The 21,795-nt window shown below is 73.1% G+C and carries 20 protein-coding genes; 12 read left to right on the top strand and 8 right to left on the bottom strand.

Annotated elements, in window-relative coordinates:
• Positions 1-2 precede the first annotated feature (2 nt).
• From F7Q99_RS03020 to F7Q99_RS03005, 4 genes are read left to right on the top strand one after another with little or no spacing between them, the layout of a single operon-like run.
• Complete coding sequence (locus F7Q99_RS03020) at positions 3-2,561, top strand: Hsp70 family protein (RefSeq protein WP_153459951.1); 2,559 nt, start codon at positions 3-5, stop codon at positions 2,559-2,561.
• Positions 2,558-2,842, top strand: a complete 285-nt coding sequence (locus tag F7Q99_RS03015) for a hypothetical protein (protein WP_153459950.1) — start codon at positions 2,558-2,560, stop codon at positions 2,840-2,842. Before F7Q99_RS03020 ends, F7Q99_RS03015 begins: the two co-directional genes overlap by 4 nt.
• Before the next feature lie 12 nt (positions 2,843-2,854).
• A complete protein-coding gene (locus tag F7Q99_RS03010) occupies positions 2,855-3,499 on the top strand; it encodes a 2'-5' RNA ligase family protein (protein ID WP_230210145.1) in 645 nt (214 codons plus the stop codon).
• Positions 3,500-3,556: 57 nt separating this feature from the next.
• Positions 3,557-3,784 carry a DUF6059 family protein gene (locus tag F7Q99_RS03005; RefSeq protein WP_230210144.1) on the top strand — a complete coding sequence of 76 codons (228 nt, stop codon included), beginning with the start codon at positions 3,557-3,559 and terminating at the stop codon, positions 3,782-3,784.
• A gap of 27 nt (positions 3,785-3,811) precedes the next feature.
• On the opposite strand, the gene F7Q99_RS03000 is transcribed toward F7Q99_RS03005, so the two are convergent.
• Together F7Q99_RS03000 and F7Q99_RS02995 are read right to left on the bottom strand one after the other, a co-directional pair.
• Positions 3,812-5,122 carry a cation:proton antiporter gene (locus F7Q99_RS03000; protein WP_407697838.1) on the bottom strand — a complete coding sequence of 437 codons (1,311 nt, stop codon included), beginning with the start codon at positions 5,120-5,122 and terminating at the stop codon, positions 3,812-3,814.
• A 103-nt stretch (positions 5,123-5,225) separates the two neighbouring features.
• Positions 5,226-6,470 (bottom strand): FAD-dependent monooxygenase, encoded by a 1,245-nt coding sequence (locus F7Q99_RS02995; RefSeq protein WP_153459948.1) that lies wholly within the window; start codon positions 6,468-6,470, stop codon positions 5,226-5,228.
• 245 nt (positions 6,471-6,715) lie between these two features.
• On the opposite strand from F7Q99_RS02995, the gene F7Q99_RS02990 reads away from it, so the two are divergent.
• Genes F7Q99_RS02990 through asnB form a run of 4 tightly spaced genes read left to right on the top strand, consistent with a single transcriptional unit; the run spans position 6,716 to position 11,329 of the window.
• Entirely contained in the window at positions 6,716-7,996 is a 1,281-nt protein-coding gene (locus tag F7Q99_RS02990; protein WP_326846189.1) for a beta-ketoacyl-[acyl-carrier-protein] synthase family protein, read from the top strand.
• Positions 7,993-9,198 (top strand): ketosynthase chain-length factor, encoded by a 1,206-nt coding sequence (locus tag F7Q99_RS02985; RefSeq protein WP_153459947.1) that lies wholly within the window; start codon positions 7,993-7,995, stop codon positions 9,196-9,198. Before F7Q99_RS02990 ends, F7Q99_RS02985 begins: the two co-directional genes overlap by 4 nt.
• A gap of 44 nt (positions 9,199-9,242) precedes the next feature.
• Positions 9,243-9,497: an acyl carrier protein gene (locus tag F7Q99_RS02980; protein WP_153459946.1), complete on the top strand. Its 255-nt coding sequence runs from the start codon at positions 9,243-9,245 to the stop codon at positions 9,495-9,497.
• A 2-nt stretch (positions 9,498-9,499) separates the two neighbouring features.
• The gene (asnB, locus tag F7Q99_RS02975; protein ID WP_153459945.1) at positions 9,500-11,329 is read left to right on the top strand and encodes an asparagine synthase (glutamine-hydrolyzing); all 1,830 of its coding nucleotides are present in this window, start codon (positions 9,500-9,502) and stop codon (positions 11,327-11,329) included.
• Here the strand turns inward: asnB and F7Q99_RS02970 are convergent.
• Complete coding sequence (locus F7Q99_RS02970) at positions 11,313-11,810, bottom strand: MarR family winged helix-turn-helix transcriptional regulator (RefSeq protein WP_153459944.1); 498 nt, start codon at positions 11,808-11,810, stop codon at positions 11,313-11,315. The genes asnB and F7Q99_RS02970 overlap by 17 nt on opposite strands.
• A gap of 170 nt (positions 11,811-11,980) precedes the next feature.
• Here F7Q99_RS02970 and tcr3 point away from each other — a divergent pair, with 170 nt between their 5' ends.
• Together tcr3 and ctcQ are read left to right on the top strand one after the other, a co-directional pair.
• On the top strand, positions 11,981-13,516 hold the full coding sequence (tcr3, locus tag F7Q99_RS02965; protein ID WP_153459943.1) for a tetracycline efflux MFS transporter Tcr3: 1,536 nt from the start codon (positions 11,981-11,983) through the stop codon (positions 13,514-13,516).
• A gap of 203 nt (positions 13,517-13,719) precedes the next feature.
• On the top strand, positions 13,720-14,295 hold the full coding sequence (gene ctcQ / locus F7Q99_RS02960) for a flavin reductase CtcQ (RefSeq protein ID WP_153459942.1): 576 nt from the start codon (positions 13,720-13,722) through the stop codon (positions 14,293-14,295).
• 74 nt (positions 14,296-14,369) lie between these two features.
• Here ctcQ and F7Q99_RS02955 read toward each other — a convergent pair whose 3' ends face one another.
• From F7Q99_RS02955 to F7Q99_RS02945, 3 genes are read right to left on the bottom strand one after another with little or no spacing between them, the layout of a single operon-like run.
• Positions 14,370-16,025 (bottom strand): NAD(P)/FAD-dependent oxidoreductase, encoded by a 1,656-nt coding sequence (locus F7Q99_RS02955; RefSeq protein ID WP_153459941.1) that lies wholly within the window; start codon positions 16,023-16,025, stop codon positions 14,370-14,372.
• A 17-nt stretch (positions 16,026-16,042) separates the two neighbouring features.
• The gene (locus tag F7Q99_RS02950; protein WP_153459940.1) at positions 16,043-17,077 is read right to left on the bottom strand and encodes a methyltransferase; all 1,035 of its coding nucleotides are present in this window, start codon (positions 17,075-17,077) and stop codon (positions 16,043-16,045) included.
• A 28-nt stretch (positions 17,078-17,105) separates the two neighbouring features.
• Entirely contained in the window at positions 17,106-18,578 is a 1,473-nt protein-coding gene (locus tag F7Q99_RS02945) for an FAD-dependent monooxygenase (protein ID WP_230210143.1), read from the bottom strand.
• A 160-nt stretch (positions 18,579-18,738) separates the two neighbouring features.
• Here F7Q99_RS02945 and F7Q99_RS02940 point away from each other — a divergent pair, with 160 nt between their 5' ends.
• Positions 18,739-19,164: a PPOX class F420-dependent oxidoreductase gene (locus F7Q99_RS02940; protein ID WP_153459939.1), complete on the top strand. Its 426-nt coding sequence runs from the start codon at positions 18,739-18,741 to the stop codon at positions 19,162-19,164.
• Positions 19,161-20,252 carry a succinyldiaminopimelate transaminase gene (gene dapC / locus F7Q99_RS02935; protein WP_153459938.1) on the top strand — a complete coding sequence of 364 codons (1,092 nt, stop codon included), beginning with the start codon at positions 19,161-19,163 and terminating at the stop codon, positions 20,250-20,252. The genes F7Q99_RS02940 and dapC overlap by 4 nt, the downstream gene beginning before the upstream one ends.
• Before the next feature lie 175 nt (positions 20,253-20,427).
• On the opposite strand, the gene F7Q99_RS02930 is transcribed toward dapC, so the two are convergent.
• On the bottom strand, positions 20,428-21,465 hold the full coding sequence (locus F7Q99_RS02930; protein ID WP_153459937.1) for a methyltransferase: 1,038 nt from the start codon (positions 21,463-21,465) through the stop codon (positions 20,428-20,430).
• 12 nt (positions 21,466-21,477) lie between these two features.
• Entirely contained in the window at positions 21,478-21,768 is a 291-nt protein-coding gene (locus F7Q99_RS02925; RefSeq protein WP_326846187.1) for an antibiotic biosynthesis monooxygenase family protein, read from the bottom strand.
• Between the last annotated feature and the right edge of the window lie 27 nt (positions 21,769-21,795).

The following is a 21,795-nucleotide window of genomic DNA, read 5'->3' as shown; positions in this document are numbered from 1 at the left end:
ACATGTACCGCACACTCGGCATCGACCTGGGCACCACCAACTCCGTGGTGGCCCACCTCCGCCGGGGCGAGCCGGAGATCATCTTCAACCGGCAGAACCAGGAGGCCACGCCCTCCGTCGTCGGCACCGGCCGCAAGGGCGAGCTGCTGGTCGGCTCCACCGCGCGCAGCCGCACCGCCATCGACGGCGCGAACGTGATCCGCTCGGTCAAGCGCTTCATGGGCCGCAAGTTCAAGGACCCGCAGGTCCAGGCCGCCCTCAAGGAGGTCGACTACAAGGTCACCGCGGGCACCGACGGCGACGTGAACGTCTGGTTCAACGGCCGTTCCTACACCCCGATCGAGATCTCCGCGATCATCCTGCACCGCCTCAAGGAGGACGCGGAGCAGCGCTTCGGCGAGCCCTTCCACCGGGCCGTGATCACCGTCCCCGCCTACTTCGGCGAGCGGCAGGTCGCGGCCACCCAGGAGGCGGGCCGCATGGCCGGCCTGCACGTGCTGCGGATCATCAACGAGCCGACCGCCGCCGCCCTCGCGTACGGGATCACCTCGGAGGCGGGCGACGACGGCCGTACCGTCCTGGTCTACGACCTCGGCGGCGGCACCTTCGACATCTCCATCCTGCTGCTGGTGCCCGGTTCGGTCTCGGTGCTCGGCATCGAGGGCGACAACCTGCTCGGCGGCGACGACTTCGACCGCGCGATCACCACCGCGCTGCTGGACGACATCCGCGAGGAGTACGGCGCGGACTACCGGCCGGACCTGCGCGACCGCCCCAAGATCGCCTCCACCGCCGAGACCATCAAGATCGAGCTCTCCCACCAGGAGTCCTCCGAGGTCATCCTGCCCGGCCTCGGCGCCGGCCAGCTGGTGCTGGAGACCGAGTTCGAGCGGGCCCGCTTCGAGGAGCTGATCGAGGCCCACATCGAGCGCACCATCGAGCTGACCCACAAGGCCATCATGCAGGCCAACCTGACCGTCGGGGACATCGACGAGGTGGTGCTGGTCGGCGGCTCCACCGCGATCCCGCTGGTGGCCCGGCGCCTCGGCGAGGTCTTCGGGCCGCGCCGGATCCGGCGCGGCGTCAACCCGATGCAGTGCGTCGCGCTCGGCGCGGCCGTGCAGTCCGCGCTGGTCGGCGAGGTCGAGTGCCCCGAGTGCCGAGCCCCCGGCGACCTCTCCGCCTCGGCCTGCGCCAACTGCGCGACCTCGCTGCTCGGCGACCCCCGGGTCTCCTGCCCCGGCTGCCACATCCCGGTGGACGCCGCAGCTACCGCCTGCCCCAAGTGCGCGCGGGCGCTGGACGGTTCGGGAGCCGGCCCCGCCCCGTCCCAGGCCGCCACGGTCGTCCGCACCGACAACTGCCCGCGCTGCGGCACCCCGGCCGCCCCCGGCGTCACCGCGTGCGAACTCTGCGGCGAGGCCCTCAACTCCGCCGCCCCCGGCCGCACCAGGGTCGCCTCCACGGCCGCCGAGGAGGTCGGCCTGCGCTGCGCCGCCTGCGGATCCGTCAATCCGCCGGGCAGCGAAGTCTGCACCGGATGCGGCGAGTTGATGCAGGTCACCAACCCGTTCGACATCACCCCGAAGAACCTCGGCATCGAGCTCAACGACGGCCGGATGGCCGTCATCATCCCCAAGAACACGAGCTACCCGACGAGTTCACCGGTCAGCCGGGAGTTCGTCGTCTCCGGCAGCGGCCGCCAGCGGCTGGAGGTCGCGGTCTACGAGGGCGAGCACGAGATCGCCCAGCAGAACGAGCTGATCGGCCACCTCACCCTCCGGCTGCCCGCCGGCCTCGGCGGACGGATCCCGGTCGACGTCTCCTTCGGCCTCGACCGGGACCGCACCATCACCCTGTCGGTGCGGATCCAGGGCGGCGGCGAGAAGACCGTCAAGCTGGAGCGCGCCACCCTCGACCCCGAGCTCAAGGTCCAGGTCGAGGAGCAGCAGCGGCAGATCGAGACCTTCACCGACCGCTGGGGCGGCGAACTCACCGAGGCCGAACTGCGCGAGGCGCAGCACCTCATGGACACCCTCGACGACCTGGCCGCCGGCCAGACCCGGGGCCGGTCGGTGGACGAGGCGCTGGAGCGGGCCCAGCGCCAGCTCAAGGCCCAGCGCTGGGTGCGCGGCTCGGAGGCGTACCTGAGCCTGTTCATCCACTACTGCGAGAAGCACCTCGACCCGAGCGACCTGGACCGGCTGCGCGCGGTCGCCGCCGAGCTGCGGCTGCGCCGCGAGGCCGCCGACTGGGAGGGGGCGGTGCGCGCCGCGCAGCGGGCGGACGAGCTGTGCGACTCGCTCGGGCACACCTTCCGGATGCTCACCATGTGCAACGTCTACGTCAGCCAGAACCTGGTCTCGCCGGCCCTCGCCCAGCAGATCATCGCCGAGCTGCGCGGGCTGGACGCGTCGGTCGAGTCCGCCAACATGGAGGCCGCCAACCGGCACAACTCGGCGCTGCTGGTGCTGTACGCGCAGGCGCAGCGCGAGCTGGGCAACGACCCGACGCCGGAGTCGCTCGGCCCGGTCCGCCCGGAGGAGGCCGGTCCGCGATGACGTCCGAAGCCGCCGTGCCCCCGATCGAGGTGCCGTGCCCGCAGTGCGCCGTCCCGGTGGAGCCGGAGAGCCTGCGCTGCCCGTCCTGCCGGGAGGACCTGGCCGCGCTGGTCCGGCTGCGCTACGCCGGCCGGATCGACTACAACGAGGCGCTGGCCGCCGTCCGCGCGGGGGACGACCCGTCGGCGCTGGTGCTGCTGCGCCGCGCCCTGGCGGCCGAGCCGGGTCTGCTCCCGGCCCGGGAGCTGCTGGCCGCGGTGGAGGCGCGGCTGGGCGTGTAGTGCAATGGCGGTATGTCCAACCGCGGTATGCCCGGTGTCGGCATGACGGACGCGACGGCGGCGGGGTACGGGGAAGCCGGGCCCGCCGCCGTCCTCGACCTCGCCCCGACGCCCCGGACGGCCGTCGCCTGGCTGCCGCCGGCCGAGCTGTGGCCCGCCATCCAGGCGATCCGCCTCGAACACGACCCGCAGATCCGCCGGTGGCCGCCGCACGTCAACCTGCTCTTCGGGTTCGTCCCGGAGAGCGAGTTCGGCCGGGCGGCGCCGCTGCTGTCCGCCGCCGCGGCCGGCACCCGGCCGTTCACGGCCCGCCTGAGCGGCGTCCGCAGCTTCCGTCACCGCGCGTACGCGACCGTCTGGCTCGACCCGGCCGCCGCCGGCGCGGCGCCCTGGGTCCGCCTGTACGCGGATCTCCTGGAGCGCTTCCCGCGCTGCCGCGGCCACGCCGCCGGCTTCACCCCGCACCTGTCGCTCGGCCGCACGCGGCACCCGAAGGAGCTCGCCGCCGAGTGCGCGGCCCGGCTCGGCTCACTGTCCGCGCAGGTCAGCGGCGTGGTCCTGCTCTCCCGTCGGGGCGCCGGGCCGATGGTCCCACGTGCGGCCGTCGCCCTGGGCAGCGGCGAACTGACCTGGGAGGGCGACCCGCCCGCCGACTGACCGGTCCGGGGCGGCCGGCTCGAACGGCGCTTCAGGACCGGCCGCCATGCTCGGCGGATGCGTGAAGCGATCGGATGGTGCTGCCGCCTGCTGGGCCGGCTCCTGCGGGGGCTGGCGGTGCTGGGCCAGTCGGCGGGTTTCGTGGTGCCGGTGGTGGAGCCGCCCCGGCGCGGGCCGGCACCGGGGCATCCGGAGCGGCTCCGGCCCGACGTGCCGCTCAGCCCTGTCGAGCGGGAGCTGCGGCGGCAGCTGCGCGGGGTCGGCGGGTGGACGGAAGCGCCCTGAGCCCGGCCCGTCAGGACGCCGGGCCCGTCAGGACGGCGTGCGCGCCCCCGCGGGCTGCGCCGACGGGGTCGGCAGAGCGGTGGCGGGCCCGTTGCGCACGGCGGTGCGGGCCAGCAGCGGCCCGGTCATCAGGGTGGTGACCAGGGCCATCACCACCATCGCGCTGAACATCCGGGTGTCGATCACCCCGAGCCGGTGGCCCACGTTCAGGATGACCAGTTCGGTGAGGCCCCGGGCGTTGAGCAGGATGCCCAGCACGGTCGCCTCGCGCCGGGTCGAGCCGGTGGCCCGGGCGGCGGCGACGGCGCCGGCGAACTTGCCGGCGCAGGCCGTCACCAGCACCGCCACCACGATGACCAGGCCGCGCAGCCCGAGGCCGGTGAGGTCGACGGCGAGACCGGTCACGGCGAAGAAGGCCGGCAGCAGCAGGAGGCCCGCCTGCTCGATGCGCTCCGGGACCTCGGGCGCGACCGCCTCGATCCGGTCCCGGGGCACCGCCGCACCGAACATGAACGCCCCGAAGACGGAGTCCAGCCCGATCCGGCTGGTGACCCAGGCGGTGAGCAGGGTGCCGGTGACCAGCACGGCGTGGATCCACGGTTCGCCGAGGGGGCGGCGGCGCCCCGGGTCGAGCAGCCGGGCGAGCGCCGGGCGGACGACACCGGCGAGCACCAGCACCACCACCGCCGTGCTGAGCGCCAGTCGTCCGAGTGACCACAGGCCCCGGGCCTGCACCACGGCCACCACCACGGCCAGCGCGCACCAGGCGAGGAAGTCCTGGAAGGCGGCGCTGGCCAGCGACAGGCTGCCGAGCGGGTCGTTCTGCATCCGCCGCTCGGCGATGATCCGGGCGAGGACGGGGAAGGCGGTGATGGACATCGCAGCGCCGAGGAACAGCGCCGGTCCGAGCCGGCCGTCCGTGGCCAACTGGGCGGTGTCGAACCAGGGGTAGAGCGCCAGCGCCAGCCCGACGCCGAGCGCGAACGGCAGCGCCACCGAGCTGAGCGACACGGCCGTCACCCGGCGCCCGACGCCGCGCAGATGGCCGACGTCGAACCGCAGGCCGACGGTGAACATGAAGAGGACCAGGCCAAGTTGGGACAGCACCCGCAGGTAGGACTGGACCTCGGAGGGAAACAGCTCGGCGTCCAGCTCGCCCGGCAGCAGCCCGAGCAGGCTCGGCCCGAGGGCGACCCCGCCGACGATCTCGCCCATGACGACCGGCTGGCGCAGCCGTTGGGCGATCCGCCCGCAGACGAAGGCGGTGCCGAGGATGACGGCGAGCGCGAGGAGCACCGCTCCGGCCGTCGCAGAATCGCCCGAGGCGGCGGTCAACACCGTTGTGTGGCGGGGGAGTTCGCCTATCGGTTGCACAGTGTTCTTTCCTTTCGCGGGGCGCGCCGACGCGCGCGGGGTCTGGTCGGGTACGGGGAGGTGTCGGTCACCGCTCGACGGCGGCGAGAAGGTCGGTGCGCAGCCGGACGGGGGCGGTGCCGAAGGCGATCCGGCGCAGCAGGGCGCCGTAGAGCGGGGTCCTGGACATCAGTGCCGCCGCCCGCGGGCGCAGCGTCGAGGAGAACCGGCCGGTGGAGAGCATCATGCGGCTCTGGATCTGCTGGATCCTGGTGATCCGCTCCACCTCAGGCCGGCGCAGCTCGGCGTAGCGGCTCAGCCGGGCCGCGCCCGCGTCGCCGCTGCGGACCGCCTCGACCAGGACGGGGTGGGCCGCCACGGCGTCGCGGATGGCCAGGTTGATGCCCTGGGCGCCGATCGGGCTGTGGGTGTGGGCAGCGTCGCCGATCAGCAGCAGGCCGTGACGCACCCACTGCTCGGCGCTGCCGGAGAAGACGTCCAGCAGGGAGAGGTCGGCGAAGCCGGTGATCTCGGCCCGGATCCGTTCGGCGTACTCCGGTGCGGCGCGGCAGAGTTGCTCGACGATGTGGTCGATGCCGCGGTCGGCCAGCGGGCGGAAGCCGCCGTGCGGGAGGGTCCAGCCGAGCTGGAGCGCGTCCGGCACCGAGCGGTAGCTCAGCACCGGGTTGCCGCCGGCCCGGAAGACCCGGACGTCGCAGGGGCGCCGGGTGCCCGGCCGCGGCGGTGCGGAAAGCCGGAACCAGAGGACGTCCTGGCTGAACAGCTCCTGGCGACGGTAGCCGATCCCGGCGAGGCCGCGGACCTTGGAGAACCGGCCGTCCGCGGCGACCACGCAGCGCGCCCGCACCACCTGCGCGGGCGCGCCCGCGGACCCGCCCGCGACGACGCCCCGGACGGCGCCGCCCTCCTCGACCAGCGCGGTCGCCTTGGCGCCCGCCAACTGGCGGAATCCGTCGTAGCGTTCGCAGGCGGCCAGCAGTTCGGTGAGCAGGTGCCGCTGCGGCAGGCTGAGCAGGCAGTTGTACGGCCCCGGCAGCCGGCGGTAGTCGCCGTCGATCAGGACCCGCCCGTGCTCCTCCAGCAGGAACCGGTCGTGCTCGACGGCGCCGCGCTCCCGCGCGGGAGCGAGGACGCCCAGTTCGTCCAGCAGCGCCTGGCCGCCGGGTTGGAGGATCTCCCCGCGGTACGTCCGGTCCAGCGAGCGGCTGCGCTCCAGCACGGTGACCCGGATGCCGGAGCGGACCAGCAGCAGGGCGAGGGTCAGGCCGGCCGGCCCGCCGCCGACCACGCAGATGTCGGTGTCGATGTCCATGCGGCCAGACGCTAGGCAGTGCGCTTCGACCCCGGTTCGCGTCGCCTTCCCGCGGGGGGCGGTCGCGGTGCCCGTCGTGCGGGGTGGACGGCGGCTCGAAGCCGCCGCGAACGCCTGCCAGGACGATCTGATCCGGCTCAAGTCCCTGACCCGCCCCAGCGTGCGGGCAGGGCGGGACGCACCGGACAGGAGGGCATCGGGCATGTCGTCGGAGACGAGCAGGGAGACGAACAGGGGGCGCGGCGGTGGCAGCTGACAACGGACGGCGGCGCGTGGTGGTGACCGGGATCGGCGTGGTGGCCCCCGGTGAGGTGGGCACCAAGGCGTTCTGGGACCTCCTGACGGCGGGCCGGACCGCGACCCGGACGATCTCGACCTTCGACCCGGCGCCGTTCCGGTCCCGGGTCGCCGCCGAGTGCGACTTCGACCCGGAGGCGAGTGGTCTGACGCAGCGTCAGATCAGGCAGTGGGACCGCACCGCGCAGTTCGCGGTGGTCGCGGCCCGTGAGGCGCTGGCCGACTCGGGGGTGTCGGGGGTCAACGACCCGGTACGGACCGGGGTGATGGCCGGCACGGCCTGCGGGATGACGATCAGCCTGGACCGCGAGTTCGCCGTGGTCAGTGACGAGGGCCGCAAGCGCCTGGTCGACGACGCGCACGGCGTGCCCTACCTCTACGACTACTTCGTGCCGTCCTCCATGGCGACCGAACTGGCCTGGCTGGCGGAGGCCGAGGGCCCGGTGGGCGTGGTCTCCACCGGGTGCACCTCCGGGATCGACGTGATCGCGCACGCCTGCGACCTGATCCTCGACGACACGGCCGACGTGATGCTGGCCGGCGCCTCGGACGCCGCGATCTCCCCGATCACGGTGGCCTGCTTCGACGCGATCAAGGCGACCACCCCGCGCAACGACGAACCGGAAAGCGCCTCGCGCCCGTTCGACCTGACCCGCAACGGCTTCGCCCTCGGCGAGGGCGCGGCGATGTTCGTCCTGGAGGAGCGGGAGCACGCGCGCCGGCGCGGTGCGCACATCTACGCCGAGGTCACCGGCTACGCCGGGCGCTGCAACTCCTACAGCATGACCGGGCTGCGGGTGGACGGGAACGAGATGGCGGAGGCGATCCGGGTCGCGCTCGACCGCAGCCGGATGAACCCCGAGGACATCGGCTACGTCAACGCGCACGGCTCGGCGACCAAGCAGAACGACCGGCACGAGACGGCCGCGTTCAAGAAGAGCCTCGGTGACCACGCCTACCGGGTGCCGGTCAGCTCGATCAAGTCGATGATCGGGCACTCGCTCGGCGCCGTGTGCGCGCTGGAGTTCGCTGCCAGCGCGCTGGCGATCGAGCACTCGGTGGTGCCGCCGACGGCCAATCTGCACGTGCCCGATCCCGAGTGCGATCTGGACTACGTGCCGTTGACGGCGCGGGAGCAGCGGGTGCCGACGGTGCTCAGCGTGGCCAGCGGCTTCGGCGGTTTCCAGAGCGCGATCGTGCTCGCCGAGCCGGAGTGGAGCAGGGCATGACCGACGTGGTGGTGACCGGGATCGGCGTGGTGGCGCCGAACGGCTGGGGTGTGGCGGAGTACTGGGAGGCCACGCTGGCCGGCCGCTCCGGGCTCGGGCCGCTCACCCGCTTCGACTCCGCCGGGTACCGGGCGCACGTGGCCGGGGAGGTGAACTTCACGCCGGAGGACCACCTGCCGGGCCGGCTGCTGCCGCAGACCGACCACATGACCCGGCTGGCCCTGGTCGCGGCGGAGGAGGCGCTCGCCGACGCCGGGGCGGATCCGTCGGCGATGCCGGACTTCTCCGCCGGAGTGGTCACGGCGGCCTCGGCGGGCGGCTTCGAGTTCGGCCAGAAGGAACTCCAGGCGCTGTGGAGCAAGGGCCCGGCCTACGTCAGCGCCTACCAGTCCTTCGCCTGGTTCTACCCGGTCAACACCGGGCAGATCTCGATCCGGCACGGCATGCGCGGCCCCGGTTCGGCGCTGGTGGCCGAACAGGCGGGCGGCCTGGACGCGCTGGCCAAGGCGCGCCGGCACGTCCGCGAGGGCACCGCGCTGATGCTGGCCGGCGCGGTGGACGGCTCGCTCTGCCCGTGGTCGTGGCTCTGCCTCACCCGCAGTGGCACGGTGAGCCCGCGCCGGGATCCGCACCGGGCCTTCCTGCCGTTCGACGCCGACGCCTCCGGCGGGGTGCCGGGCGAGGGCGGCGCGCTGCTCGTCCTGGAGAACCCGGAGCGGGCGGCCGAGCGCGGGCAGCACCGCCACTACGGGCGGATCGCCGGCTACGCGGCCACCTTCGATCCCCGGCCGGGCTCCGGCCGTCCGCCCGGCCTGCGGCGGGCGATCGAGACGGCGCTCGCGGACGCCGGGCTCGGCCCGTCTGACATCGACGTGGTCTTCGCCGACGCCAGCGGGGTGGCCGAGCAGGACCGTGCGGAGGCCGGGGTGCTGAGCGCGGTGTTCGGCCCTCGCGGGGTGCCGGTGACGGCCCCCAAGACGATGACCGGCCGACTGCTGGCCGGCGGCGCCCCGCTGGACGTCGCCGCGGCGCTGCTGGCCATGCGCGACGCGGTGATCCCGCCGTCCGTCCACATCGGCACGCCGGCCCACCCGGACCTCGACCTGGTGCGGGACCGGCCGCGGCCGGCTCGGCTGACCACCGCGCTGGTCCTCGCCCGCGGCCACGGCGGCTTCAACAGCGCGCTCGTGCTGACCAGTTGATCAACCCTGTAGACACCCAACCCCATCGATTGTGAGGAATTCCCATGGCAGAGTTCACCCTTGACGAGCTCATCACCGTGCTGAAGGAGGCCGCCGGCGCCGACGAGGGCATCGACCTCGACGACATCCTGGACGTGCCCTTCACCGACCTGGGCTACGACTCGCTGGCCCTGTTCAACACCGTCAACACCATCGAGCGGGACCGCGGCATCGCGCTCCCGGACGAGACCGTGGTCGAGGCCACCACGCCGCGCCTGCTGCTGGAGGCGGTCAACCTCGGTCTCGCCAAGGCCGCCTGATCATGTGCGGAGTCGTGGGGGTGGTCGACTACGACACCCCGCCCGAGCACCGCCGGGAGCTGCTCCAGGCGATGACGGAAACCATGGCCTGCCGGGGGCCGGACGCCGATGGGCTCTGGTTCGGCCCGTCGGTCGGCCTCGGCCACCGGCGGCTGTCGGTCATCGACCCGGAGCACGGGCAGCAGCCGATGACCGCCCGCCACCAGGGCCGCGGCGCGGCCATCACGTTCAGCGGGGAGATCTACAACTTCCGCGAGCTGCGCGCCGAACTCATTACGCACGGGCACCAGTTCCGGACCGCCTGCGACACCGAGGTGGTCCTGCGCGGCTACCTCCAGTGGGGCGCCGCGCTGGTGGAGCGGCTGAACGGGATGTTCGCCTTCGCCGTCTGGGACGAGCAGACCGAGGAACTGCTGCTGGTCCGCGACCGCATGGGCGTCAAGCCGCTCTACTACTGGCCCACCGCGGCCGGCGTGCGGTTCGGCTCGGAGCCGAAGGCCGTCCTGGCCGACCGCATGCTGCCCCGCAGGGTCGGCGCGGAGGGCCTGTGCGAGGTGCTGGACATGGTGAAGACGCCGGAGGCGGCCGTCTTCACGGGGCTGTCCGAGGTCCGCCCGGGCCAGCTGGTCCGGGTCGGGCGCGGCGGGGTGCGCCGGCAGACGTACTGGCGGCTGGAGGCCCGGGAGCACACCGACGACCTGCCGACGACCATTGGCACCGTCCGCGAGCTGCTCGCCGACACCGTCACCCGCCAGCTGGTCTCGGACGTGCCGCTCGGCACGCTGCTCTCCGGTGGCCTGGACTCCTCCGCGGTGACCGCGCTGGCCGCCCTCAGCGGTCCGGTGCGCTCGTTCTCGGTGGACTTCCGGGGTGCGGCCGACGGCTTCGCCTCCGACGCCGTCCGGCGGGAGGCGGACGCGCCGTACGTGCGCGAGCTCGCCCGGCACGTGGGCGCGGACCACCTGGAGGTGCTGCTGGACAGCCCCGGGCTGACCGATCCCGCGGTGCGCGCCGCCGTACTGCGGGCCACCGACCTGCCGCCCGCGTACTGGGGCGACATGTGGCCCTCGCTCTACCTGTTCTTCCGCGCGGTGCGGGAACAGGTGACGGTGGCGCTGTCCGGCGAGGCCGCGGACGAACTGTTCGGCGGCTACCGGTGGTTCCGCAACCCGGCGGCACTGCGCGCCGCCACCTTCCCGTGGCTCACCTCCGGTTCGGCGCGCTACTTCGGCGGCAGCTCGCTCTTCCAGCCGGGCCTGCTGGACAAGCTCGACCTGGTCGGCTACCGGGCCGCCCGGTACGCCGAGGCGATCGCCGAAGTCCCGGTGCTGCCGGGCGAGTCGGACACCGACCGGCGGATGCGCGAGATCGGCTACCTCAACCTGACCCGGTTCGTGCAGACGCTGCTCGACCGGAAGGACCGGATGAGCATGGCGGTCGGTCTGGAGGTGCGGGTGCCGTTCTGCGACCATCGGCTGGTCGAGTACGTCTTCAACGTGCCGTGGGAGATGAAGAGTTTCGACGGCCGAGAGAAGAGCCTGCTGCGCGCGGCGGTGGCCGACCTGCTGCCGCGCTCGGTGGTCGAGCGGGTGAAGACCCCGTACCCGGCCACCCAGGATCCGGGCTACGAGGGTGTGCTGCGGGCCGAACTCACGCGGGTGCTGGGCGATCCCGACGCCCCGGTGCTGCCGCTGCTGGACCTCGACCGGGCGCGGGCCGCGGCCGGCCGTGCGACCGGCGCGGTCAGCCGGCCCTACGACCGGGGCAGCCTGGAGCTGGTGCTGTGGCTCAACTCCTGGCTCACCGAGTACGAGGTCACGCTGGATCTGTGACCCCGGCGGCGTCCGCGCCGCCGGTGGCCGACGGGGGCAGCCCCTCGGCCAGCACCGACCGAAGGCCACGCAGCAGCCGCAGCGTGGCCTTCAGGTCGTCCGGGTCCAGACCGCCGGCGAGGTGCTCCATCCAGTGCCGCTCGGCGGGCTCGATCCGGGCGAGGGCGTCGGCCCCCTCGGCGGTCAGGGCGACCAGCGGGGCCCGCCGGTCGGCTGGATTGGGAGAGGTGCTGACCAGGCCCTCCTCGACCAGCTTGACGACGGTCTGCTGGACGGCCTGCCGGCGCAGGCCGCGCTCGCGCGCGAGGCGGGCGGCGCTCTGCGGTCCGTCGTGCAGCAGGCCGAGGACCTGCCAGCGCGCGGAGGTGAGCCCGAAGCGGGCGGACAGCGCGTCGCCCGCGCGCAGCAGGGCACCGTTGACGGCGAAGAGTTCAGTCGTGATGTCACTCAATGTCTCGGCCGCGGGGGAGAGGTCGGTCATGCGGGCAGCCTAACCGCTGCCTGTCCGGGGTTTCGGCAAGAACTTGTCATTCCGCTCCGGCACCCACTACTCTCAATTCGACAAGATCTTGTCGATTCGGCGAGTCGCGCCGGATGCGCGCCGCCGGCCGGACCCCGGCCGGACGATCGGAACCTCTGGGAGAAACAGGAATGGCAAACGCCGCCTCGCAGACCGACGAGGCCGCCCCCGACCAGGCCGGCGGCCCCGCCGGCTTCACGCACCGCCAGATCATCACGGCGCTGTCCGGCCTGCTGCTGGCCGTGCTGCTCGCCGCGCTCGACCAGACCATCGTCTCTACCGCGCTGCGCACGATCGGCGACCAGCTGCACGGGCAGACCGTCCAGGCCTGGGTGATCACCGGTTACCTGGTCAGCTCCACGATCGCGATGCCGTTTTACGGCAAGCTGTCCGACATCTACGGCCGCAAGCCGCTGTACCTCGCGGCGATCGTGGTGTTCATCGTCGGCTCGGCGGCCTGCGCGCTGGCGAACTCGATGGAGACGCTGGCCGTCGCCCGGGTCGTCCAGGGCTTCGGCGGCGCCGGGCTGATGTCACTGCCCACGGCCGTCATCGCCGACCTCGCCCCGGTGCGCGAACGCGGCCGCTACTTCTCGTACCTGATGATGGCCTGGGTCGCGGCCAGTGTGCTCGGCCCGCTGGTCGGCGGCCTGTTCGCGGGCGCCGGCGAGATCCTCGGCGTGACCGGCTGGCGCTGGGCGTTCCTGATCAACGTGCCGCTCGGCCTGGTGGCCCTGCTCAGTGTGCGCAAGGCGCTCAACCTGCCGCACCAGCGGGTGGACCACCCGATCGACTACCGGGGTGCGCTCACCCTGGCGGTCTGCCTGGTGCCGCTGCTGATCGTCGCCGAGGAGGGCCTCGACTGGGGCTGGGGGTCGGCGCGTTCGCTGGCCCTGTTCGCGGTCTCGCTGGTCGGCCTGGTGCTGTTCGTGCTGGCCGAGCGGGCCCGCGGGCTGGAGGCGATGGTCCCGCTGAGGCTGTTCCGGCGCGGCGGGATCACCCTGGCCACCGGCGTCAACTTCACCATCGGCGTGGGCATCTTCGGCACGGTCTCCACACTGCCGCTCTTCCTGCAGCTGGTGCAGGACCGCAGCGCCACCGTCGCCGGGCTGGTGATCATCCCGGTGATGACCGGGGCGATCGTCTCGCAGACCGTCTGTGCGAAGATCATCAAGAAGCGGAACCGGTACAAGAAGCCCGCGATCGTCGGCCTCGGCTCGATGGCCGGCGCGCTGCTGGCGCTGTCCGCCACCGGCGCGGACACCCCGCTGGCGGTGATCGTGCTGATCGCCGCGTGGCTGGGCCTCGGCATCGGGCTCTCGCAGACCGTCATCACCCTGGCTATCCAGAGCTCGGCGCCCAAGTCCGAGCTGGGCGTGGCCAACGCCGCCTCCGGCCTGTTCCGGCAGCTGGGCGGCACGACCGGTGCCGCGGTGTTCATGTCGGTGCTGTTCGGCGTCGCCGCCGGCCGGATCGACGGCGCGGCGGACGGCGACGAGGCCGTCCGGCAGGCGCTCTCCGACCCGGACTCCACCGGCCGGCTGACCGCCTCGGCGGTCGACGCCTTCGCCTCGGGCTTCAGCACGATGTTCCTGGTCGGCGGCCTGATCCTGGCGGTGGGCTTCGTGCTCACCTTCCCGCTGCGGGAGCTGCACGACGAGGAGTGATCGCGCGCACCCGCACCCCCTGATCCGCGTACCCCCGGTCGCCCCCGTGCCGGGGGTACGCGCTTTTCCGGCGGCGATTCGGCGGCGATTCGGCGGATTTCCATGGCAGTTCGGCCCGGCGGCCCCGCCCGACGGCGACCCGGCGGCGGCTCGAAGGGGCCCGGCGAGCATGGGGACACCGACCCGCCGAGAGTGGAGGACCGATGCCCCCCGTACCCCTGACCCTGCCGCTGGACCTGGCCCCAGGCCTGGTGGACGGCCCGACCTTCCTGTCCATCATGGGCGCACTGCCCACCGGGGTCACCGTGGTGACCACCCTGGGACCGGACGGCGAGCCGTATGGCATGACCTGCTCCGCCGCGTGCAGCGTCTCCAAGACCCCGCCGCTGCTGCTGGTGTGCATCAACCGGGAGAGCCGGGTGCTGAAGGCCCTGCTGGAGCGCGGCGAGTTCGCCGTCAACGTGCTGCGCGGCGGCGGCGAGTCCACCTCCGCCCGGTTCGCCTCGCAGCAGGACGACCGATTCCGGGACGTCCGGTGGGAGCCCGGCAGCGCCGGTGGGCTGCCGGTGATGCCGGCCGACGTGGTCGCGCACGCCGAGTGCCGGGTCGCCGCGGCCGTGGAGGCGGGCGACCACACCATCGTGATCGGCGCCGTGCTGGCCGGCGGCCTCCGGCCCGAGGTGCCCAGCCCGCTGATGTACTGGCGCCGCTCCTACACCCGCTGGCCCGTCGAGGAGGACCCGAGGACCGCCGCCCTGACCCTGGCGGCCGAGGGCTGAGCGGGCACGGGAAACGGCGAGGGCCGCGTCCGGGGAACAGCTCCCCGGACGCGGCCCTCGCCGCGTGTCCGTCGTTACTTGCGTTTCATCGCCGCCCTGACCTCCTCGGCGCTGGCGGCCAGCAGTTCACGGATCTCCGGGCGGTGGTGGCCGGTCGCCCACTCCGCGATCTGGATCATCTTGTCCGCCGTCGGGTTGATGTGGTGGGTGTCGGGGTCGTTGAAGCCCAGCGCGGGCAGCATCCAGTCCGACTCGCGCACCCGCTGCTCCAGCACGGCCGCGGCCTCCTCGGCCGTCGTCCGTCCCGCGTCCACCGCCTCGCACAGCTCGGTGAGCTCGTCGAAGGCCTCCTTGTAGAAGTCGAGCGGACACCACAGGCCGGGGTACGGGTTGTCGTCCAGCGCCCGGCAGTGGGCGTCGTCGCCGGTCTCCTTGGTCTTCGTCAGCGCGTTGAGGATGCGCTTGCCGCCGATCACGCTGGCCGACGCCCAGATCCGGAACACCGAGTTCCACAGCGGGTAGTGCGAGAAGGAGATGAAGGAGTTGTTGACCAGCTTGTCGTTCCAGTCCAGCAGGCCCTGCTCCAGCTGCTCCACGTAAGCGAAGCGCTCGACCGCGAAGTCGTCCTCGCGCAGCGCCGCCATCAGTCGCCAGGACAGCGCGTTGATGATCTCGCAGGTGTTGGACAGCCCGCGGGAGAACAGCGGGTCGATGAAGCCGGCCGCGTGCGACATCAGGCACCAGCGCTCGCCGACGGTCTTGGTCGAGGAGTACTGCATCCGGTCCGTCCGGACCCACTCGCGCACGCTGCGGGCGCCCTTCAATTGCCGCTGCACCGCCGGGAAGCGCTCCACGTGCGACCAGAACTCCTCCTCGGCCGTCAGGTCCGGCCGGGCGGGGTACTTCCGCTCGTCGAGCTGGATGCCCACGCTGCACAGCGGGTTGGTGGCACCCGGGTGGTTGTTGAACGGGATGATCCACATCCAGCCGCGCTCGAAGATGTGGTGCATCGTCCCGTCGTTCCACGGCACCGGCGGGCGCAGCTCGGCGGGCGTGTCCACGTGGTCGTCGATCGCGTCCACCCTGACCATGTGGGTGAAGATCGAGCGGGCGTGGTGCTTGAGCCGGCTGGGCTCCTCGCGCAGCCCCAACTGCCCGGCCAGCGGCGAGCGGAAGCCGCTGGCGTCGACCAGGTAGCGGGCCCGGATCGTGCTGCCGTCCGCGCCGGCCACGGTGACCCCGGCGTCGTCGAACTCGATGTTCTCCACCCGGAAGTACTGCCGCGCGTCGCAGCCGTAGCGCACGGCGGCGTGGAACATGTACGCGTCGGTGTCCTGCCGGAAGAAGTGGGCCGCGTTGCCGACGATCGAGGGGATGCGGAACTGGCTGGTCTCGTGCGGGTCCGGTTCCTGGCCGTCCTGGTGGAACATGAAGCCGAAGTTGCTCTTCTGCCCGTGCGCGCTGCTGACGTTGGCCAGGACGTCCTGGAAGCTCGCCAGGTTGGCGATCTCCGGCACGCCGTACCGGTCCGAGATCAGCCGCAGGACCACCAGCGTCTGCCCGATGGTCGACTCGCCGACGGCGAAGCGGGGGTGGTGGGCGCCGTCGAGCAGCATCACGCGGAAGCCGTGCTTGGCGAGGATCGAGCCGAGCATGGTGCCCGACAGGCCGCTGCCGATGATGGCGACGTCGTACGGCTGCCCTGCCTGCTGTCCCTGGTCTGTGGTCACGTCGAACTCCCTTCCGTTCAGGCCGACTTGACGCCGATGGCGAAGTGGTCGCGGGTGATGGTGTCGGAGGCGGTGATCCGGTCGACGGTGAAGCCGGCCTCCACCAGGTACTCGCGGGCGTCCTGGAGCGAGTAGGCCCCGGCCTCGTCCCGGATCATGGTGTGGTTGATCCGCTGCAGCAGGACCTGCGGGTCCCGCTCCTCCGGGTCGATCATGGCGTCGTACAGGACCACCAGCCCGCCCGGGCGCACCGCCTTGTGGGCGCGGCGCAGCAGCTCCTTGCGGTCGGCCACCGGCCAGTCCGGCAGGACGTGACCGAAGATCACCACGTCCGCCTCCGGCAGGTCGGTGGCGAAGAAGTCGCCGCCGTGGAAGTCGACCCGCTCGGCGGTGCCGGCCTCGGCCACCAGCTCGTCGAAGAGCGGGCGCAGCGCCGGCAGGTCGAAGACCGCGCCGCGCAGGTGCGGGTGGGCGGCGGCGATCCGGGAGGCGACGTTGCCGCGCCCGCCGCCGACGTCCACGAAGGACGTGTACCCGCTCCAGTCGATCTCGCGCGCCAGCTCGTCGGCGGTGAAGCCGTTGTGGGCGTCCATGTGCAGCATGATCTGCTTGGCGCGGTCGAGGTCCTCGTACTGCTTGGGGTAGGCCAGCTGGCCCTGCGCGGCCACCGCCGACTTGGCCTTGCCGTCGCGCAGCGCGTCGGTCAGCTGCGCCCAGGCGTGGTAGTGCAGCCGGGCGTGCTGGCGGGCGGTGCCGCCCAGGTAGGTGCCGCCGGGGAGCAGGAACTCGCGGGCGAGCTCCGAGGTCCGGTAGTGCCCGCCCTGCTCGTCGAGCAGTCCGAGGCCGACCAGGGCGTCCAGGAAGTCCTTGAACAGCCGGTGCTGCACGTCCAGTTCGGCGCGGATCTGCTCGACGTCGGCGGAGCGGTCGGAGAGCAGCTCGAAGATGCCGAGCTCGACCGCGCTCTGCAGCGCCTTGGCTTGGAAGTAGGCGGTGTTGAGTGCGACGATCCTGCGCGCTCGGGCGGCGGCGCTCTCGGTGGTCGATGTCATCGTGCGTCCCTTCTAAGTGAGTTGGTGGTCAGGCCGCCGGGCCGAACCAGGTGGCCGCGGCGTGGTGGAGCTCGTCGTGGCGGGCCGGGTCGCCGGCCCAGGCCACGTAGCCGTCCGGGCGGATCAGGTAGGCGGTGGCCGGCTCCGGCCCGGCCCCCTTGGCGGTCAGGGTGTCCACCCGGTCCGCCCAGGCGGCCAGTGGCGGGGCGGCCGGGGCCGGTTCGGGGAGCAGCAGCAGGCCGCGGGCCCCGGCGAAGCAGTCGCTGATCCGCCGCGGGCCGTCGGCGGTGAGCAGTTCGGCGTCGGGCATCCGCCGGCCGACCAGCGGGTGGTCGCCGGTGCCGTAGGTGACGTCGAAGCCGGAGAGCATGCCGGCGATGTACCGGTTGGTGTCGGGCAGGGCCATCAGCTCGCGGAAGGTCTGGCGCAGCGCGTCGTACCGGGGGTCCGGGTCGATCAGGACGGCCTGGGTGCGGGTGTTGCGCACCACGCCGTCGGCGACCGGGCGGCGCTCGCTCTCGTAGCTGTCCAGCAGTTCCTCGGTGCCCTGGCCGCGGACCATCGCGGCGAGCTTCCAGCCGAGGTTGACGGCGTCCTGGAAGCCGAGGTTGAGGCCCTGGCCGCCGGCCGGCAGGTGGATGTGCGCCGCGTCGCCGGCCAGCAGGACCCGGCCGTTCCGGTAGGAGTCGGCCAGCCGGGAGACGTCGGTGAGCCGGGACAGCCAGGTGACGTCGTGCATCCCGTGGTCGCCGCCGGTGTGCTCGATCAGCGCGGCGCGCATCTCCTCCTCGGTGACCGGCGCGTTGCGGTCGGGGAAGGGCTCGTCGAACCACGCGACCGTCGCCCGGTAGACGCCCGGCTGGTGCTGGAACGCCCCGAACCAGGACCGCCGTTCGGGGTTGAGCAGGCCCACCGGGCGCATCGGCCCGAGGCCCTCGCCGCGCGGCAGCTCACCGCTGAAGCGCATGTCGCCGATGAGCGCGTACATGTGCGGGTCCTGGCCGGTGAACCCGATCCCGGCGTGCTTGCGGACGGTGCTGCCGCCGCCGTCGCAGCCGACCAGGTAGCGGGCCCGCAGCGGGCCGGTGCCGGTCTCGACGGTCACCCCGTCGTCGTCCTGGGCGAAGCCGGTGACGGCCGCGCCGCGCACGATCCGTACGCCGAGCTCGCGGGCCCGCTCGGCGAGCAGCTCCTCGGTGCGCAGCTGGGGCACCAGCAGCACGTACGGGTGGCGGGTGTCGAACTCCTCGAACCGCATCGGCACGCCCAGGCTGGCGAAGTTGCCGCCCTGGAGCACGCCCGCGCCCTCCTTGAAGCGGTCGAGCAGCCCGCGCAGTTCGAGCAGCTCCACGGTGCGGCCCTGCATGCCCATGGCCTTGGAGTGCTTCTCCGGTTCCGTGCGGCGCTCGACCACCACCGTCCGGGCTCCGCCCAGCGCCAGTTCACAGGCGAGCATCAGGCCGGTCGGCCCCGCCCCCGCCACCACCACATCGCAGTCCAACACGGCCTCCGCTCTCGGTCCGGTACGACGGGCTCACGCTGTCAGCCGGACTTCGAGCCGGAGTCCAGCGGCGGTCGCCGCCCGGGCGGCCGGCACCAAGGCGGCTCGAAGCGGGGTGCCTAGCGTCGGCGGGGACCCGACCCACCGACAGAGGACAGTCATGCCATTCACCGCGAACGAGGCCGCCTACCTGGCCTCGCAGTCGCTCGCCCGTCTGGCCACCGTGGACGGCCGCGGGCAGCCGCACGTCGTGCCCCTGGGCTTCCACTACAACGCCGAGCTCGGCACCGTCGACGTGACCGGACGCGGCATGGCCCGCAGCCTCAAGTACCGCCACGTCCAGACGCATCCGCGGGTCTCGCTGGTGGTGGACGACGTGGTGGACGCGCAGCGCTGGGTCGTCCGCGGGATCGAGATCCGGGGCACCGCGGTGGCGCTGCGGAGCGGTGGCAAGGAGATCCTGCCGCACGTCGACGACGAGCTGATCCGGATCACCCCGGAGCGGATCGTCTCCTGGGGCATCGACTCCGACTGCCAGGCGCCGCCGCTGGCCCGCAACGTCGTCGGGAACGGGGTGCGGGCATGATCGAGCGGCTGCCGAAGTTCCCCTGGGACGTCCTGTTCCCCTACCGCAAGCGCGCGGCCGCCCACCCCGACGGGCTGGTCAACCTGGCGCTCGGCGACCCGGTCGACCCGACCCCGCCCGCCGTCCGCGCGGCCCTCGCCGCCGCCGCCGACGCGCCCGGCTACCCGTCCACCGAGGGCACGCCCGTGCTCCGGGCGGCCGCCGCGCAGTGGCTGCTGCGCCGCGAGGGGGTGACCGTCGAGCCGGACGCCGTGATCCCGGCCGTCGGCACCAAGGAGCTGATCGCCTGGCTGCCCACCATGCTGGGCCTGGGCCCCGGCGACGTCGTCCTCGTCCCCGAACTCGCCTTCCCCACCTACGAGGTGAGCGCCCGCCTGGCCGGCGCGACGCTGGTCCGGACGGACTCGCCGCTGAGCTACGACGGCCCCGCCCCCCGGGTGCTCTGGCTGAACTCGCCGTCGAACCCCGAGGGCCGGGTGCTGGGCACCGCCGAACTGCGCGCGATCGTCGAGTGGGCGCGCGAGCGGGGCAGCCTGGTGGTGAACGACGAGTGTTACCTGGACCACGTCTGGGAGGGCGAGACCCGCTCGGTGCTGCACCCCGAGGTCAGCGGCGGCAGCCACCGGGGCGTGCTGGCCGTGCACTCGCTGTCCAAGCGCTCCAACCTGGCCGGCTACCGGGCGGGCTTCGCCGCCGGTGACCCGGACGTCATCGCGACGCTGCTGGAGGTGCGCAAGCACGCCGGCCACATGGTGCCCGCCCCGATCCAGGCCGCGATGGCGGCCGCGCTCGGCGACGACTCCCACCTGGCGCAGCAGCGCGAGCACTACGCGCGGCGGCGTGAGCTGCTGCGCAGGGCGCTGGTGGACGCCGGGTTCCGGATCGAGCACTCGGCGGGTGCGCTGTTCCTCTGGGCCACCAGGGACGAGCCGTGCTGGACGACCGTGGGCGCGCTGGCCGACCTCGGCATCCTGGTGGCGCCCGGGGAGTTCTACGGTGCGGCGGGCGCGCGGCACGTCCGGGTGGCCGTCACCGAGACCGACGAGCGGGTCGAGCAGGCGGTGAAGCGGCTCGCCGAGGGCTACTGACGCGCTGTCCCCGATGCCCCCGCCGGCCGTGTGCCGGCGGGGGCATCGTGCTGTTCGGGTGCTGTGCTGCCCGGGGCCTGTGCCGGCTCGGTGTTCTGGTGAACGGGCGGGAACGCCCAACGGCCGCTGCCCCCGGACTCGTCCGGGGGCAGCGGCCGTTGTGGGCGTGGGCCGGTCAGCTCCGCTCCGGCACCACGCTCTCGACCAGGTGCAGGTAGGAGTTGACCGGGCGGACCTCGGCCCGGGTCAGGCCCGCCTCCTCGACCAGCGAGACCAGGCCGGCCTGCGTGTGCTTGCGGCCACCGACGTTGAGCAGCAGCAGCAGGTCCATCGCGGTGGTGAACTTCAGCTCCGGGCTGCCGTCCACCAGGTTCTCGACCACGATGACCCGGCTGCCGGGCGCGGCCGCCCGTACGACGTTGCGCAGGGTCAGGACGGTGCTCTCGTCGTCCCACTCCAGGATGTTCTTCAGCAGGTAGACATCGGCCGCGACCGGGATCTCCCGGCGGCAGTCGCCGGCCAGCAGCGTCGCGCGGTCGGCGAGCGCACCGCCCGGCTGCAGCCGCGCGTCGGCCCCGGCCACCACGTCCGGCAGGTCCAGCAGGGTGCCGCGCAGCCCGGGGTTGCGCTCCAGCAGCGTGGCCAGGACGTGCCCCTGGCCGCCGGCGATGTCCACCACCGTGCCGACCCCGCTCAGGTCCAGCCGGTCGGCCAGCGCGAGGGCGGAGAGCCGGCTGGACTGGGTCATCGCCCGGTCGAAGACCGCCGCCGACTCCGGCGAGTGCTCGTGCAGGTGGTCGAAGAAGTCCATCCCGTGCAGCTCGGGGAAGACCGCCTTGCCGGTGCGCACCGCCTCGTCGAGGTGCCCCCACAGCTCCCAGGTCCACGGCTCGGTGCCCCAGAGCACCATGTCCTTGAGGCTGCGCGGGGTGTCCTCGCGCAGCAGCCGGGAGTCGTCGGTGTGCACGTACCGGCCGTCGGGCTGCTCGGCGAACACGCCGTAGCAGGTGAGCGCACGCAGCAGGCGCTGCAGGGTGTCCGGGTCCGCGTTCACGGCCCGGGCCAGTTCGGCCGCGCCGGCAGGCTCGTCGCCGAGCGCGTCGGCCAGGCCCAGCCGGGCCGCCGCCCGGACGGCGGCCGCGCCGGCCGCGCTCAGTGCGAGCTCGCGCAGCCGGATCACCGGCTGCGGGATGATGTCGCCGCTCGTCGTCATGGTCTGCTCCTCTCAGGCGCCGTGCTGCGCGATCAGGTCGAACGGGGCCGGCTCGGCTTGGGCGAGGCCCATCACCTTGCCGACCCGCGAGCGGAACTCCGGCGAGCCGGTCGCCGCCTTGTGCGAGGCCGCGTCGTCCCACTCGGCGGTCTCGACGTACACCGAGGCGTCCGCGGCCGACCGGTACAGCCGGTGCGAGCGGAACCCGGGCTGGGTGCTCATGAAGTCGCTGATCTCACCGACGAGCGTCTCGAACTGGGCGACGTCCCCGGTGACGGTGAAGCGGTTGATGAAGGTGAACACGGTTGTCCTCCAATAAATGGTGTGGGT

The organism is Streptomyces kaniharaensis (genome assembly GCF_009569385.1).
GTDB classification, from domain to species: Bacteria; Actinomycetota; Actinomycetes; order Streptomycetales; family Streptomycetaceae; genus Kitasatospora; species Kitasatospora kaniharaensis.
The sequence above is the reverse complement of the archived record's forward strand: the minus strand, read 5'-3'. Positions and strand labels throughout refer to the sequence as shown.